Annotated in this window: 18 protein-coding genes; all 18 read right to left on the minus strand. The window is 64.8% G+C overall.

The features are described from left to right. Positions 1-3: 3 nt before the first annotated feature. A complete protein-coding gene (gene ada / locus ACTJK4_RS06835; protein WP_440817039.1) occupies positions 4-1089 on the minus strand; it encodes a bifunctional DNA-binding transcriptional regulator/O6-methylguanine-DNA methyltransferase Ada in 1086 nt (361 codons plus the stop codon). Between the two features lie 95 nt (positions 1090-1184). Further along, on the minus strand, positions 1185-2084 hold the full coding sequence (ccmI, locus tag ACTJK4_RS06840; protein WP_440076217.1) for a c-type cytochrome biogenesis protein CcmI: 900 nt from the start codon (positions 2082-2084) through the stop codon (positions 1185-1187). Continuing rightward, entirely contained in the window at positions 2081-2551 is a 471-nt protein-coding gene (locus tag ACTJK4_RS06845; protein WP_232040902.1) for a cytochrome c-type biogenesis protein, read from the minus strand. The genes ccmI and ACTJK4_RS06845 overlap by 4 nt, the downstream gene beginning before the upstream one ends. Then, positions 2544-3086 (minus strand): DsbE family thiol:disulfide interchange protein, encoded by a 543-nt coding sequence (locus ACTJK4_RS06850; RefSeq protein WP_440076216.1) that lies wholly within the window; start codon positions 3084-3086, stop codon positions 2544-2546. The genes ACTJK4_RS06845 and ACTJK4_RS06850 overlap by 8 nt, the downstream gene beginning before the upstream one ends. Further along, on the minus strand, positions 3083-5101 hold the full coding sequence (locus tag ACTJK4_RS06855; protein WP_440817044.1) for a heme lyase CcmF/NrfE family subunit: 2019 nt from the start codon (positions 5099-5101) through the stop codon (positions 3083-3085). Before ACTJK4_RS06855 ends, ACTJK4_RS06850 begins: the two co-directional genes overlap by 4 nt. Further along, positions 5098-5568: a cytochrome c maturation protein CcmE gene (gene ccmE, locus ACTJK4_RS06860; protein WP_232040899.1), complete on the minus strand. Its 471-nt coding sequence runs from the start codon at positions 5566-5568 to the stop codon at positions 5098-5100. Before ccmE ends, ACTJK4_RS06855 begins: the two co-directional genes overlap by 4 nt. Further along, the gene (locus ACTJK4_RS06865) at positions 5565-5717 is read right to left on the minus strand and encodes a hypothetical protein (protein ID WP_232040898.1); all 153 of its coding nucleotides are present in this window, start codon (positions 5715-5717) and stop codon (positions 5565-5567) included. Before ACTJK4_RS06865 ends, ccmE begins: the two co-directional genes overlap by 4 nt. Next, on the minus strand, positions 5714-6499 hold the full coding sequence (gene ccmC, locus ACTJK4_RS06870) for a heme ABC transporter permease CcmC (RefSeq protein WP_414561025.1): 786 nt from the start codon (positions 6497-6499) through the stop codon (positions 5714-5716). The genes ACTJK4_RS06865 and ccmC overlap by 4 nt, the downstream gene beginning before the upstream one ends. A gap of 4 nt (positions 6500-6503) precedes the next feature. Then, entirely contained in the window at positions 6504-7172 is a 669-nt protein-coding gene (gene ccmB, locus ACTJK4_RS06875; RefSeq protein WP_260802095.1) for a heme exporter protein CcmB, read from the minus strand. Continuing rightward, positions 7169-7801, minus strand: a complete 633-nt coding sequence (gene ccmA / locus ACTJK4_RS06880; RefSeq protein ID WP_440817594.1) for a cytochrome c biogenesis heme-transporting ATPase CcmA — start codon at positions 7799-7801, stop codon at positions 7169-7171. The genes ccmB and ccmA overlap by 4 nt, the downstream gene beginning before the upstream one ends. Before the next feature lie 55 nt (positions 7802-7856). After that, positions 7857-8444, minus strand: coding sequence for a cytochrome c3 family protein (locus ACTJK4_RS06885; RefSeq protein WP_232040894.1), 588 nt, complete (start codon positions 8442-8444; stop codon positions 7857-7859). A 12-nt stretch (positions 8445-8456) separates the two neighbouring features. Continuing rightward, positions 8457-8960, minus strand: coding sequence for a nitrate reductase cytochrome c-type subunit (locus ACTJK4_RS06890; RefSeq protein ID WP_232040893.1), 504 nt, complete (start codon positions 8958-8960; stop codon positions 8457-8459). Between the two features lie 40 nt (positions 8961-9000). Beyond that, on the minus strand, positions 9001-11517 hold the full coding sequence (gene napA, locus ACTJK4_RS06895; protein WP_440817050.1) for a periplasmic nitrate reductase subunit alpha: 2517 nt from the start codon (positions 11515-11517) through the stop codon (positions 9001-9003). Then, a complete protein-coding gene (locus ACTJK4_RS06900; RefSeq protein ID WP_440817597.1) occupies positions 11489-11833 on the minus strand; it encodes a chaperone NapD in 345 nt (114 codons plus the stop codon). The genes napA and ACTJK4_RS06900 overlap by 29 nt, the downstream gene beginning before the upstream one ends. Before the next feature lie 89 nt (positions 11834-11922). Continuing rightward, the gene (napE, locus tag ACTJK4_RS06905; RefSeq protein WP_082075987.1) at positions 11923-12087 is read right to left on the minus strand and encodes a periplasmic nitrate reductase, NapE protein; all 165 of its coding nucleotides are present in this window, start codon (positions 12085-12087) and stop codon (positions 11923-11925) included. 159 nt (positions 12088-12246) lie between these two features. Further along, positions 12247-12897 carry a DNA-3-methyladenine glycosylase family protein gene (locus ACTJK4_RS06910; protein WP_440817053.1) on the minus strand — a complete coding sequence of 217 codons (651 nt, stop codon included), beginning with the start codon at positions 12895-12897 and terminating at the stop codon, positions 12247-12249. Positions 12898-12912: 15 nt separating this feature from the next. Next, positions 12913-13569 carry a DNA oxidative demethylase AlkB gene (gene alkB / locus ACTJK4_RS06915; RefSeq protein ID WP_440817056.1) on the minus strand — a complete coding sequence of 219 codons (657 nt, stop codon included), beginning with the start codon at positions 13567-13569 and terminating at the stop codon, positions 12913-12915. 10 nt (positions 13570-13579) lie between these two features. After that, positions 13580-14320: a 2OG-Fe(II) oxygenase gene (locus ACTJK4_RS06920; RefSeq protein ID WP_440817058.1), complete on the minus strand. Its 741-nt coding sequence runs from the start codon at positions 14318-14320 to the stop codon at positions 13580-13582. Between the last annotated feature and the right edge of the window lie 23 nt (positions 14321-14343).

Here is a 14343-nt window from a genome sequence, read left to right on the forward strand (position 1 = left end):
GTTTCATGCGGCGGATTGCGACTCGCGTTCCAGCAGCGCCAGCTTGCGCTCCACCCCCCAGCGATATCCCGACGTGTTGCCGTCCCGGCGGATCACGCGGTGGCATGGGATGGCCACCGCGATGTGATTGGCCGCACAGGCCTGCGCCACTGCGCGCACCGCCTTGGGTGCGCCAATGCGCGCGGCAATCTCGGTGTAGCTGGTGGTGCTGCCGGGCGGCACTTCGCGCAGCGCCTGCCACACGCGCTCCTGAAACGCGGTGCCGCGTACGTCCAGCGGTAAGTCCGGGCCAATGGACGGCGCCTCGACAAAACCCACGACCTTCGCCACCAGTTCTTCAAAACCGGCATCGCCGCCGATGAGTTCTGCCTTCGGGAACGTGTCCTGCAGATCGCGCACGAGGGCGTCGGGGTCGTCGCCCATCAGGATCGCGCAGATGCCGCGATCGCTCTGCGCCACCAGGATCGAACCAAGCGAGCATTCCCCCACCGCGAAGCGGATCGTGGTCTGTGCGCCGCCTGCGCGGTAGCGGCTGGCTGTCATGCCAAGCACATTGTCCGACGCCTCGTAGAAGCGGCTGCTGGCGTTGAATCCGGCGTCGTAAATGGCCTCGGTGACGGTGCTGCCGCGTCCCAGTTGCGCGCGCAGCTTGCGGGCGCGATGCGCATCGGCATAGCCCTTGGGCGTGAGGCCCGTGACGCTCTTGAACAGGCGATGGAAGTGATAGGGGCTCAGGCCGGCGTCTTGCGCGAGCGCATCGAGCGTGGGCGGTGTGTCGGCTGCCTCGATGCGGCGGCAGGCCTGCGCGACGAGCGCGGTTTGCTGGGTGCGTACGGTGGTCTGATCGGGGCCGGCGCGGCGGCTTGGGCGGTAACCAGCGGCTTCTGCGTCGGCGGGTGAGTCGAAGAACTCGACGTTCTCGGGGCGCGGCAGGCGCGACGGGCTGCTCGGCTGGCAATACACGCCGGTGGTCTTCACCGCATAGACGAATTGCCCGTCGGCAGAGGCGTCGCGCGCCAGCACGCGAGCCCAGCGCGGGTCGTGTTCAACAAGGGTGGTGTCCGGTGCGGTGCGGGTGGAGGTTTGCATGGCGTCATCCAGTGGACTGCGATGACTGTACTGTAGGTACGGGCCCCTGGCCGGGCACTCCGGGTCTTGCGGTCAAATTCGAAGCGCCGCGCGCGTCACTTGCCGCCGGGTGCTTTCTGTTGATCGGCGCGCGCGGCGGCCAAGTTGGCGGCGATCCGCTTGGCGCCGGCAGATTCGGGCGGCAGCAGCCGGTGCAGGTGCTCCCATTGGGCAATTGCATCGTCCACGTCACCACGTTCGACGGCGGCGGAAGCGGCCAGGGCAAGCGCTTTGGGCTCGTCGGGGTCGGTCTTCAGGGCCAGGCGCACCTGCTCCGTGGGCGCACCAGCAAGGGCGCCGCCCTGGGCGGTGGCGAGTGCGTCGGCGTAATCGGCGCGCAGGCTGGCGACATCGGGGGCAAGGGCGACGGCCTTGGCGTAAGCGGCGACGGCGTCCGCAGGCCGTTCCATCGTGCTGTAGGACCGCGCCAGCAGCGCCCAGCCGGGCGCGTCGTCAGGCGTATCGCGCAGCCGTTGCGCCAGGCTGTTGACCATCGATTCGATCTGCGCGTCTCCGCCGGTGTGATCGCTGCGGGCGGCGGTCATCATGTCGCCCGGCATCCACAGCGACGCGGGTTTGCCCAGATGCTGGTAGAGCAGCACGGCGGAGTTGGGCAACGCAGCCAGCAGCAGTGCGGCGAGCAGAACGGGGCGGCGGTCGGGGCGCGCCTGCGAAGTGCTGGGGGTGTCGGCCGTATCGTCCAGCAACCGCCGGCCAAGCTCTGCGCGTGCGCGCGCGTGGCTGGCGGCATCGATAGCGCCGTTGCGCAGGTCGGCATCCAGCTCGCGCAGTTGGTCTTGGTACCAGCGGACCATCTGGGTGCGCGCCGTGGGGCTTTGGATGAGCGTATCGCCTGCACCGTTGCGCGCGCGTCGCAATAACGGCGTCAGGAGAACCGCCATGGTGACGGCCGTGAGGGCGGCCGCCAGCAGCCAGAACAAGGTCATCACGGTCATGGGCGGGGGTCTTCCGGTGGCGACGCGGCAAGCAGGGCGGCGAGGCGCGCTTGTGCGTCGGCGTCGATCTCGGCAGGGGGTGCCTTCTGCTGTTTGCGGGATGACACGATGCTGAATACCACCGCCATCAGCAACAGCGCCGGGCCGAACCACAGCAGATAGGTCAGCGGTTTGACGGGTGGCCGGTACAGGACGAAATCGCCATAGCGCTGCACGAGGTAGTCCTTTACCGCGGCCTCGGTGGCGCCGGCACGAAGTTGTTCTCGAATCTGGCGGCGCAGGTCGACGGCCAGGTCGGCGTTGGAATCGGCGAGGGTCTGGTTCTGGCAAACAAGGCAGCGCAGTTGCTCCGACAGCGCGTGGACGCGGGTGTCGAGATCGACGTCTGCCGCAGCGGCACGGGCGGGCATCTGCAACGTGAACGCCGCGACGCCAGCCAGAACGAGGGCAGCCAGGCGCTTATGCATGGTCACCTTCCTGCCCCAGTTGCTGCAGAAGCGGCACGATCTTGCGTTCCATCGACTCGGTCGTTACGGGGCCCACCTGTCGATAGCGGATCACGCCGGCGCGATCGATGACGAAGGTTTCCGGCACGCCGTAGACGCCGTAGTCGATGCCGACTTTGCCGTCAGCGTCGACGAGCGACGCGACATATGGATCGCCCATTTGTTTGAGCCACGCCCGTGCGGCATCCGCGTCGTCCTTGTAGTTCAGCCCGTAGATCGGCACGGGTGACTGCTTGGCAAACGCGTTCAGCACGGCGTGCTCTGCGCGGCAGGCGGTGCACCACGACGCCCAGACGTTGAGCATCCACACCTTGCCTTGGAGGTCTTTCGGCGTGATCGGATTGGCGGTCGGCTCCAGCGCCGTCAGCCTGAACGCCGGGGCCGGTTTGCCGACCAGCGGCGAGGGCAGTTCACGCGGATCACGCGACAGCCCCGCAGCCAGCGCGATCACCAGAACAAAGAACGCTGCCAGCGGCAGCACGTAGCGCAGCTTCACCGCGGCTCCTCGGTTGCAGGCATCGCCAATGACGGATTGGCCAGTGCGGTGTCGGGCGCGATGCGCGACGACGTGGACCAGCGACGGAGCCGGTAGCGGCGGTCGCACACGGCCAGCAGGCCGCCCAGCACCATCAGCGCACAGCCGCCCCAGATCCAACTGACGAAGGGCTTGATGTAGATGCGCATGGCCCAGTTGTCTTGTCCGAGCGATTCGCCCAGCGCGACATAGAGGTCGCGTGTGAGGCCGGTGTCGATGGCGACTTCGGTCGTGGGGGTTTCCTGACTGCGGTACAAGCGCCGCTCGGGTAGCAGGGTGGCCACGGGTTTGCCGTCGCGGCTGACGTCGACGTGGCCACGCAAGACGTCGTAATTGGCGCCTTGGCCCGGCGCAACGCTGGTGAGGTGGAACGTGTAGCCGCCCACCTCCACCGCGCCGCCCACGCGCACCGGCAACTCGCGTAGGGTCTCCTGGCTGAGCACCAGCGTGACGCCCGCGATGAACACGCCGACCCCTGCGTGCGCCACGAGCATGCCGAAGTAGCTCGGCGGCAACTGCCGCAGGGTCGTCAGTCGATTGCCTGGCTGCCGGAGCTTTTCGGCCAGACTGGCCAGCGCGCTCGCAAGACACCACGCGGCCAGCGTCAGCCCCAGGCCCGCCAGTGCGGACGTCCGATAAAACACCGCAAGTCCGAGTCCAATGATAACGCTCGCCGCCGCCGCCCAGCGCAGCCGCACGGCCATCGACGGCAGCGCACCATGACGCCAGCGCGCCAGCGGCGCCGCGCCCATCAGCAGCACCGCAGGCGACATCAGCGGCACAAAGACCTGCTCGAAATACGCCGGCCCGACCGAAATCTTGCCCAGCCGCAGCACATCCAGCACCAGCGGATACAGCGTGCCGAGCAACACCGTGGCAGCCGCCACGGCCAGGAGCACGTTGTTGGCCAGCAGGAACGATTCACGCGCGAACAGCGAAAACGTGGCGCCTTCCGACGCGTTGCCGGACAAGCGCTTTGCCCGCCACGCAAACAGACCCAGCGCACCGCCCGTCACGATGCCCAGCAAGGCTAGGATGAAGAGACCGCGCTTCGGGTCGACCGCAAACGCGTGCACCGACGTCAGCACGCCTGAGCGCACGAGGAACGTGCCGAGCAGACTGAGCGAGAACGTAAAGATGGCCAGCAGCGCCGTCCATGCGCGGAATACGCCACGCTTTTCCGTCACCGCCAACGAGTGGATCAGCGCCGTGCCGGCCAGCCACGGCATGAACGACGCGTTTTCGACCGGGTCCCAGAACCACCAGCCGCCCCAGCCGAGTTCGTAATACGCCCACGCGCTGCCGAGCATGATGCCGGTCGTCAGGCATGCCCACGCCGCGGTTGTCCATGGCCGAGACCAGCGCGCCCAGGTGGCATCGAGCCGACCCGACAGGAGCGCGGCCATTGCAAACGAAAACGCCACCGCAAAACCCACGTAACCCATGTAGAGCATGGGGGGATGCGACACCATGCCTGGGTCTTGCAACAGCGGATTGAGATCGCGCCCTTCCATGGCCGGCGGTAGCAGGCGCAAGAACGGGTTGGACACCAACAGCAGGAAAAGCAGCAGCCCTGTGCTGATGGCCCCCATCACGCCCAGTACGCGCGCCACCACGGGCAACGGCAGCTGTCGGCTGAACAACGACACGGCCAGCGACCACAGCGCCAGCATCGTCGTCCACAGCAACATCGACCCCTCGTGCCCGCCCCACACGGCGGCCACGCGATAGGGCAGCGGCAGCGCGCTGTTCGAGTTGGCAGCGACATAGAGCACGCTGAAGTCGTTGCTGACGAAGGCCCATGTCAGCGCGCCATACGCCAGCAGCACCAGCGCGCACTGCATGCGCGCAGCGGGACGCGCCACGGCCATCCAGCGCTCGTTGTCGCGCGCCGCGCCCACCAGCGGCAGCACCGATTGCATGACCGCAGTCAGCAACGCCAGGATCAACGCGAAGTGGCCCAGCTCGGCAATCATCGTGACGCGCTCCGGGCAGATTCCTTCGCCATTTGTTCGTTGACTTGCGCAGCGCGGCGCAAGGCATCCGCGGCTTCGGGCGGCATGTAGTTTTCGTCGTGCTTGGCGAGCACCTCGTTGGCGACGAAGATGCCGTCTTCGCCCAGCCGCCCGCGCGCGACGACGCCCTTTCCCTCGCGGAACAGGTCCGGCAGCAAACCGTGGTAGACGACCGGCACACCGCGCGCGGTGTCGGTGACGATAAAGCGGATGGTCATGCCGTCACGTTCGCGTTGGATGGAGCCGCGTTCAACGAGCCCGCCCAGACGGAAGACCTGGGCCACAGGCGCTTCCTTGGCAGCGATCTGGCTGGGGCTGAAGAAAAACACCAGATTGGAGCGGAACGCATTCAGCGTGAGTGCGGTAGCCGCACCCGCGCACACCAGTGCGGCGAGCAGGATGCCGAGACGGCGTTGTCTGCGTGTCATTGGTCGCCGCCGTGTGGATGGGAGTGGGCGGCGCGGTTGGCTGCGCGCCAGCGGCGGGCGAGCAGCAGCATCTCGGCCGCGATGCAGATGGCGGCCACGGCAAACGCGCCCGCAATATAGTCGACGTGATTGACGGAGAACTGGCTCATGCCGGCGTGCTCAGGTTGTGGTCATCGTCAGTGCGCTCGCGCATGATGCAACGCACGCGAATCAGCGCCACGCAGATGCTGTACATCCAGCACGCGAGCGTCATCAGCAGCATGCCGAGCAGCATCGTCATCGCCATCGACGGGGCCGCCGTCAGGCTGATGGACGCGCCCTGGTGCAGCGTGTTCCACCACTGCACCGAGAAATAGATCACGGGGATGTTGACCACGCCCACCACGGCCAGCACGGCGCAGGCGCGTTCGGCGCGGCGGGGGTCTTCAATGGCGCTCTCCAGCGCGATGAAGCCGAGGTACAGAAACAGCAGCAGCAACTCCGAGGTCAATCGCGCATCCCACACCCACCACGTGCCCCACGTCGGCTTGCCCCACAGCGCGCCAGTCCACAACGCAATGGCAGTGAACAGCGCGCCAGTGGGTGCCAGAGCCGAGGCCATCATCGACGAAAGCCGGGTGCGCAGCACCAGCCCCAGCGCGCAATAACCGGCCATCACCAGGTAGATGAACATCGACATCCACGCGGCCGGCACGTGCAGGAAGATGATGCGATAGACCTCGCCTTGCTGCGCATCGGTAGGCGCCACAGCAAAGCCGACGTAGAGGCCGGCAATGAGGAACAGAAGTGCGGCCACGCCAAACCACGGTGCCAACTTGCGCGCGAGCGGATCAAACCGCACGGGCGACGCATACGCGAGCCAGTTCCAGCGCCGCGACGCAGATTGGCGCACGGCGATGGGCGTGGTGTGGAGTCCGGATCGGTTCGTCATCGGGTCATTCCACGGCAATGCGCAGTCCGGCGGCGGCAGCCAGCGGACAGACAAACAGCGACAGCGCCAGGCAAGCGCCCAGCAGTGACAGATGCGGCATGACATCGAGCCCCGCGTCTGCAGCGGATCCGGCGCCTGCGCCAAACACAAGCACGGGCACACAGAGCGGCAGTACGAGGATGCACAACAGCGCTGCGCCGTTGCGCACGCCCAGCGTGAGTGCTGCACCAACGGCGCCGATCAGCGCAATGGCTGGCGTACCGATCAGCAGCGTGGCCGTCAGCAACAGCGTTGCATGCAGCGGCAGGCTGTACTGCTGGGCCAGGATGGGCGTCAGCAGCAGCAACGGCAAGCCGCTCGCGAGCCAGTGCGCGGCAATCTTCGTCAGCACGATCAGCGCAAGCGGGTGCGGCGACAACAGCAGTTGATCGAGGCTGCCATCGGCGTGTTCCTGCGCAAACAACCGAGAGAGCGAGAGCATCGATGCCAGCAGCGCCGCGACCCAAAGGATGCCCGGTGCAAGCATGCGCAATTGCTGCGGGTCGGGGCCGATGGCCAGGGGAAACAGGCTCGCCGCAATGACGTAGAACACCACGCCGCCGACGAGGTTGCCGCGCCGCCGCCATGAGAGCGCAAGGTCGTGTCGCAGGATGGCCATCAGCATCGGCTTCATGCGGTGCCTCCAAGCCTGAGCACGCGATTCACCCCTTTCGGGCGCGACAGCAGGTGGTGCGTGGCCATGATCGCCATGCCGCCGGCGCGCAGGTGCGCATCGAGCTGCGCAGTGAAGAGGCCTACCGCATGGTCGTCGAGCGAAGCGATCGGCTCGTCGAGCAGCCACAGCTCGCGCCGCGCGAGCAGCAAGCGCGCCAGTGCCACCCGCCGACGCTGGCCTTGCGAGAGCTTGCGCACAGGCGTGTCGGCAAGCTTGCCGAGTTCGAGCGCTTCCAGTGCGAGCCCGATGCCAAACGGCTCCGCCGCCGAATCGCGCAATCCGGCCAGTTGCATGGCCAGACGCAGGCTCTCCGTCACAGTGAGATCTGGATCGATGCCGTTGGTGTGGCCAACGTAGCAAAGCGCATTGAGGAAGGTGGGATCGCCGCTGCGCACGGGCGCACCATGCCACGTGAGCGAGCCGCTTGCCGGTGCCAGCAGGCCACAGAGCACGCGCAGCAACGTCGTTTTGCCGCTGCCGTTCGCCCCCGTTACCTGCACCAGCTCGCCCGCCGACACCGAGAGGTCCAGCTCGCGGAAGATCCGACGGCCGGCGCGCGAGAACGTCAATTGGCTGGCAACAAGCACGGCAGTGGGGGGCTGAGTCAAACGGGGTCTAGCGCCGGCAGCACGTTCACGTGCTTTACTCGGTCTTCATCTTCGACATGTCGGGCAGATGGTGCGCAATACCCTTGTGGCAGTCGATACAGGTTTTCTCTTTGCTGCCCAGATATTGGGAGTGCATGGCCGACGCGCGCGGGCTTTGTCGCGTGAAGTCCATCGATTCGTAGTTGTGGCAGTTGCGGCATTCCAATGAATCGTTGGCCTTGAGCCGATCCCATTCATGCTGGGCCAGTTCGAGCCGATGCGCTTCGAATTTCTCGCGCGTGTCAATGGTGCCGAAGATCTTGCCCCACACTTCCTTGGATGCCTGCATCTTCCGTGCAATCTTGTTCGTCCAGGCGTGCGGAACGTGACAGTTGGAGCAGATCGCGCGTACACCGCTGCGGTTGGTGTAATGGATCGTGCTCTGCAGCTCCTGATACACGTTGTCGTGCATTTCGTGGCAACCCGTACAGAACGCCTCGGTGTTGGTCACCTCCATCGCGGTGTTGAATGCGCCCCAGAACACCACGCCGGCAACAAAGCCGCCCAACGTCAGAAAGCCCAGGCTGAAATACGCGCTGGGCCGGTTGATGGTGCGCCAGTAGCGCTTGATCAGGTCGAACATGGCTGCACCGCCTCAGTTCTTGCCAACGCTCTTGCCATCAGGCTTGCGTTTGAGCAGTTCATCGACATCGACAAACGTATTGGTGATAAGCGGCTTGGCGTCGGCCTGCGGCACGTGGCATTGCGTGCAGAAGAAGCGGCGCGGCGAAACGTCGGCCAGTTGATGGCCATCGCGGTCAACGTAGTGCGTGGGGCTGATTGCGATCGCACGCATCTCTTCGGCCTTCGTACGCGCATGGCAAGACAGACAACCGTTGTGGTCCTTGTTGATCTGATACATGTACGTGCCGTCGATCTTGTGCGGAATCGTTGGCGGTTGCCCGGTGTAGTTGCGCTCGCGGCGCACGTCCTTGTTTTCGGTCGGATACAGGATCGGCGGTGTCGATTCGGCGGCGATCGGCGTGGGGCCGCGCATGGCGTCGACAACGCCTTGGGCCTGCGCGGGCAAGTTGGCAAGGGTTGCCAGCAGCAGCGCACAGATGGCGGCTGGCAGTCCCAGGAGTCGGCTGAGCTTCATGACGTTTTCCGGTTGCGCGTGTGTCGTCTGCCTGGGCTCGTCAGACCTTCACGATCTTGACGGCGCATTTCTTGAAATCCGTCTGCAGCGAGATCGGGCAGGTTGCATCCAGTGTGACCTTGTTGATGAGCTGGCTCGCATCGAACCAGGGCACGAATACCAGACCCTTCGGCGGCTGATTGCGGCCGCGCGTTTCAATGCGGGTGCGCATCTTGCCGCGCCGCGAGATCACCTCGACTTCGACACCGCGTCGTAGCCCGAGCGCCTTCGCATCTTCCGGATGCATGAAGCAGACCGCGTTCGGGAAGGCGCGATACAGCTCGGGCACCCGGCGCGTCATCGAACCCGAGTGCCAGTGCTCCAGCACGCGGCCGGTCGACAACCAGAACGGGTATTCCTTGTCCGGCACTTCCGGCGGTGCCTCATAGGGCAGGGCGAAGATCACCGCCTTGCCGTCCGGATTGCCGTAGAACTGATAGCCGGTGCCGGCCTTGACGTACGGATCGCTGCCTTCTTTGTAGCGCCAGCGCGTTTCCTTGCCGTTGACCACCGGCCAGCGCAATCCGCGCGCCTTGTGATAGTCGTCGAACGGTGCAAGGTCGTGGCCGTGGCCGCGCCCGAAGCTTGCGTACTCTTCGAACAGGCCCTTCTGAAGATAGAAGCCGAACGCCTTGGCTTCGGCATTGTTGTATTCCGGGTCGACTTCCTTGACCGAGAACTTGTCGACGTTGCCGTTGCGGTAGAGCACGTCGTAGAGCGTCTTGCCGCGCAGCTCCGGCTTCTTGGCGATGAGGTCTTCCGGCCAGACTTCTTCCACCTTGAAACGCTTGGAAAACTCGACCAACTGCCACAGGTCGGAACGCGCCTCACCCGGCGCATCCACGAGTTGATGCCAGAACTGCGTGCGGCGCTCGGCGTTGCCGTAGGCGCCTTCCTTCTCCACCCACATCGCGCTCGGGAGGATCAGGTCGGCGGCCAGCGCGGTGACGGTCGGGTACACGTCCGAGACAACGATGAAGTTCGCCGGATTGCGGTAGCCCGGATAGCCTTCCTGTTCAAGGTTGGCGCCGGCCTGGATGTTGTTGTTGACCTGCACCCAGTAAGCATTGAGCTTGCCGTCTTTCAGCATGCGGTTCTGCAGCACGGCGTGATAGCCCGGCTTTTCCGGGATCGTGCCGGCAGGCAGCTTCCAGATGTGCTCGGCCTCTTCGCGGTGCTTGGGGTTGGTCACCACCATGTCGGCCGGCAAGCGGTGCGAGAACGTGCCCACCTCGCGCGCGGTGCCGCAGGCCGAAGGCTGGCCCGTCAACGAGAACGGGCTGTTGCCCGGCGTGGCGATCTTCCCTGTCAGCAGGTGCAGGTTGTAGATCATGTTGTTCGCCCAGGTGCCGCGGGTGTGCTGGTTGAAACCCATGGTCCAGAACGACACGACCTTGATCTTCGGATCGGCATACAGCTCGGCAAGCTTCTGGAGCTGCTGCTTGAATTCCTTCTCCTTGCTCTTGTCCGGGTTCGCCAGCTTGGTGGTGTAGTCCAGGTCGTACGTCGAGACAAACTTGGCGAACTCGTCGAACGAAATCGGCTTGGAGTCGCCCACCTTGTCGGCGTTCTTGGCGGCCTTCTGCAGCGGGTTGTCGGGCCGCAGGCCGTAGCCGATGTCGGTTACCCCTTGCTTGAAGACGGTGTGCTTGTTGACGAAGTCCGTGTTGACCTTCTTGTTGGTGATGATGTAGTTCGCGATGTAGTTGAGCATCGCGAGGTCGGTCTGCGGCGTGAAGACGATAGGAATATCGGCCAGATCGAACGAGCGATGCGTGAACGTCGAGAGCACCGCGACCTTCGTCTTGGGCGCCGACAGGCGTCGGTCTGTCACACGCGACCACAGGATCGGGTGCATCTCGGCCATGTTCGAGCCCCAGAGCACGAACGCGTCGGCGACTTCGAAGTCGTCGTAGCAGCCCATCGGCTCGTCCATGCCGAAGGTGCGCATGAAGCCGGCCACGGCCGAGGCCATGCAATGGCGTGCGTTGGGGTCGAGGTTGTTCGAGCGGAAGCCCGCCTTCATCAGCTTGACGGCAGCGTAGCCCTCAAAGATCGTCCACTGGCCCGAGCCGAACATGCCGACAGCGGTCGGGCCCTTTTCCTTGATGACGCGCTTGAACTGCACCGCCATCTCGTCGAACGCACGGTCCCAGCTCACGGGCGTGAAATCGCCGTTCTTGTCGTACTTGCCATTCTTCATGCGCAGCAGCGGCTGGGTCAGCCGGTCCTTTCCGTACATGATCTTCGAGAGGAAGTACCCCTTGACGCAGTTCAGGCCCCGATTGACCTCGGCCTTCGGGTCGCCCTGCGTGGCCACCACGCGGTTGTCCTTGACGGCGACTTCAACACCGCAGCCCGTGCCGCAGAATCGGCAAGGCGCCTTCGACCACTTGAGCTGCGTCAGCTCTTTGTCAGTGACGAGGTTGGCGGCGCCAGCAGGAAGCGTGACGCCAGCTACCGAAGCGGTGGCGGCGGCAGCGGTTTGCTTAATGAACGCGCGGCGAGAGACTTTCATCGTCCATTTCCTCTTTCATGGCGTCGGCCATTTCGTTGTGCTGATAGATCAGGGCGGTGTTCAGCACACCGTCGATCTGTTGAATGAACGTCAGGTGGGCTGCGATGGCCCGCGAGCTGGGCGCCTCAAGCGTGACCACGAGCTTGCCGTTGTCGCTGGCCGCATGGATTTCGCTGCCGGCGATGGCTTCGATGGACTTGCTGACGGATGCAATATGGGTTGGCCGCGTCTGGACCAGGACGCCCGCGATATGCCACTCGTCGTCATCAAGCGGCGCCGGCCGAACGGGGATATCCATTTTTCTTGTGTTTCGCATGACGCTGTTTTGGCGATGCACGCCTTTTTCTAATCAGTGCTGCGCGAACATACAACCCGACTCGCCCTCGGAACCCCCCCGGGCGTATATCAATGCGTTGGCGGACCGCTCAGCAATTGGGTTGCCCAGACGATAAAGCCATATCCGGCCACGATAATGACGGAAAGAACCGGCACCATGACGACCGTCAGAAACAGGAAGCTCCGCAGCTCTTCGGATTTACGTTGCGCGTCGACGTTTTGGGGCTGTTCCACGATGACTCGACCAATAAAGGCGGCGCAAATGGCGCGCGAACGTTTTCCAGTAAAGCGAACGTCGCACGGGAATTCAAGGTTTTCGCATGATCCCGGCGTGACATATGTCGCGCAAGCGATATGTCGTTGGGGCGTGATCTAGCGCAAGACTTGCCGAATTCACGCGCCTGAAACATTGACGGGCACCCGCCATAGATACCAGGCCGCGACGGTGCGATAAGGGCTCCACGCAAGCCCGAGTGTTTCCATCTGCTTGCGTGTGGGCGTGGTGTCCAGCCGCTTCAGGCGGCGATAACCGTCGCGTACGCCGAAATCATCTGCGGGCAGGATGTCCGAGCGCTCCAGCGTGTAGATCAGCAGCATTTCGACCGTCCAGCGGCCAACTCCGCGCAGTGTTACCAGCCGGTCGATGAGCGCTTCGTCCGGCATGGACAACGCCTGTTCGCGCGTGGGGACGACGCCATCGAGCGCGGCTTGTGCAATGCCGCGAATGGTCGCCAGTTTGGTCCCGGAGAAACCGCAGGTGCGCAGCGCTGCCTCGTCTGTCGCGAGCACCTGCTGCGGTGCGGGAAAAGCGGCGGCCGGATACAGCGCGAGGAAACGTCCGAGGATGGCGTCACCGGCCTTGGCGTGCAGCTGCTGGTAGGCGATCGCGCGGATCAGCGCTTCATAAGGTTCGCGCGCAGGCTTGGCGGCGTGGCGGCACGGTCCGATCGCAGCGATATGGCGAGCCCAGTCGTCGTCCAGCGTCGCCAGAAATGTTTCGGCTTGCCGGTAGGCGTTTTCGGACAGGTCTGCGGCAATGGTCATGCGCTGGTTTGCCGGTCAGCCGGCCTTGCGGAACGTGAGGTTGATACGCTGGCTGCCCAGCAGCGGAAGCGGATGGTCTTTGAGCGGCGCAACGCCGTGATAGCGCAGGCGGTCCGGGCCACCCCAGACGACGACATCGCCGTGAAAAAGGGGAATGCGCTGCGCCTTGTCTGCGCGGCGATGTCCGCCAAACAGGAAGACCGCCGGCATGCCAAGCGACACGGAGACGATGGGCGCGTCGTAATCCTGTTCGTCCTTGTCCTGATGGAGCGACATGCGGGCACCAGGCACATAGCGGTTGATGAGGCAGGCGTCTGGCGTGAAGCCGGGGAAGCCGGCTTCAGCGGCGGCGTTACGCGCCAGGCGCAGGAACACATCGGGCAGTGGCGGCCACGCGGCTCCCGTAAGCGGGTCGTGCGTGGCATAGCGGTAGCCGCGGCGGTCTGAGGTCCAGCCCAGCGTGCCGCTGTTGGTAAGCGCGACCGACATCTCGAAGCCGCCCGGCGTGACCATGTGACGAAACGCTGCCCGCTGCTCGATGGCGTCCACCGCCGCCAGCAGGGCCGGTGCTTCTGCCAGCGCTAAGCCACGGAAAACAAAGGCCGCCTCGCCGAGCGCGATGCGCGCGTCTTCGGCGGGTGCATGGTCGGCAAACAGGTCCCCGGTCGTCATGGTGAGCTGGCTATAGCGCGTCGTGGAAGATGATCCCCACAGTATGCCGCTGGCCAGAGCGCAGGCGGCTCACACCGTGGCGCATGTTCACGCGGTACGTGCTGCGCGTGCCTTGTACGGGGCGATGGTGCACCGCAAAGATCACGCCATCGCCTTTGCGCAGTGGCACGACCTCGGGCCGAGACTGCATCCGTGGGCGCTGCTCCGTCATGACGAATTCGCCGCCGGTGAAATCGACGCCGGGTTCAGACAGCAGGATGGCCACCTGCAGTGGAAAGACGTGCTCGCCGTAGAGGTCCTGATGCAGGCAGTTGTAGTCGCCGGGGCCGTATCGCAGGATCAGCGGCGTGGGGCGCAACTGGCCGGCCTCGTGGCAACGGCGTATGAAATCGGCGTGCTTGGCTGGATAGCGTACGTCGATGTCCATGGCTTGGTTCCAGCGGTTGGCGATGGTCGCCAGCGGCAGGTAGAGCGACGTGCGCAAATGCGCGATCAGGTCCGGCAGCGGATAGGCAAAATACTGGTACTCACCGCGCCCAAAGCCATAGCGCTCCATCACCACGCGCGAACGGTACAGGCGATCCTGCGGGTACAGCGCGGTCAGCGCGTCGCTCGCGTCATGCGTGAGCAGGCCGGGCAACACGGCGCTGCCGACCTCATTGAGAGCGTCCTCAACGGCATGCCAGTCGATGCCATCAAGAGTGGGGCGATGCCCCGCGCTGACATGCGCGGCGGCGGTGGAAGGCGGCATATGCGCTCCTTTCGGAGATTCGA

Source organism: Ralstonia sp. 22111, from assembly GCF_052045895.1.
Classification (GTDB): domain Bacteria; phylum Pseudomonadota; class Gammaproteobacteria; order Burkholderiales; family Burkholderiaceae; genus Ralstonia; species Ralstonia wenshanensis.

Coding starts and splice junctions, on each gene's coding strand:
- ccmC (WP_414561025.1), bottom strand. CDS start 6,499: ATGACGAACCGATCCGGACTCCACACCACGCCCATCGCCGTGCGCCAA.
- ccmI (WP_440076217.1), bottom strand. CDS start 2,084: ATGACCGTGATGACCTTGTTCTGGCTGCTGGCGGCCGCCCTCACGGCC.
- alkB (WP_440817056.1), bottom strand. CDS start 13,569: ATGACGACCGGGGACCTGTTTGCCGACCATGCACCCGCCGAAGACGCG.
- ACTJK4_RS06900 (WP_440817597.1), bottom strand. CDS start 11,833: ATGCGAAACACAAGAAAAATGGATATCCCCGTTCGGCCGGCGCCGCTT.
- ccmE (WP_232040899.1), bottom strand. CDS start 5,568: ATGACACGCAGACAACGCCGTCTCGGCATCCTGCTCGCCGCACTGGTG.
- ada (WP_440817039.1), bottom strand. CDS start 1,089: ATGCAAACCTCCACCCGCACCGCACCGGACACCACCCTTGTTGAACAC.
- ACTJK4_RS06920 (WP_440817058.1), bottom strand. CDS start 14,320: ATGCCGCCTTCCACCGCCGCCGCGCATGTCAGCGCGGGGCATCGCCCC.
- ACTJK4_RS06845 (WP_232040902.1), bottom strand. CDS start 2,551: ATGCATAAGCGCCTGGCTGCCCTCGTTCTGGCTGGCGTCGCGGCGTTC.
- ACTJK4_RS06855 (WP_440817044.1), bottom strand. CDS start 5,101: ATGATTGCCGAGCTGGGCCACTTCGCGTTGATCCTGGCGTTGCTGACT.
- ACTJK4_RS06890 (WP_232040893.1), bottom strand. CDS start 8,960: ATGAAGCTCAGCCGACTCCTGGGACTGCCAGCCGCCATCTGTGCGCTG.
- ACTJK4_RS06885 (WP_232040894.1), bottom strand. CDS start 8,444: ATGTTCGACCTGATCAAGCGCTACTGGCGCACCATCAACCGGCCCAGC.
- ACTJK4_RS06910 (WP_440817053.1), bottom strand. CDS start 12,897: ATGACCATTGCCGCAGACCTGTCCGAAAACGCCTACCGGCAAGCCGAA.
- ACTJK4_RS06865 (WP_232040898.1), bottom strand. CDS start 5,717: ATGAGCCAGTTCTCCGTCAATCACGTCGACTATATTGCGGGCGCGTTT.
- napA (WP_440817050.1), bottom strand. CDS start 11,517: ATGAAAGTCTCTCGCCGCGCGTTCATTAAGCAAACCGCTGCCGCCGCC.
- ccmB (WP_260802095.1), bottom strand. CDS start 7,172: ATGAAGCCGATGCTGATGGCCATCCTGCGACACGACCTTGCGCTCTCA.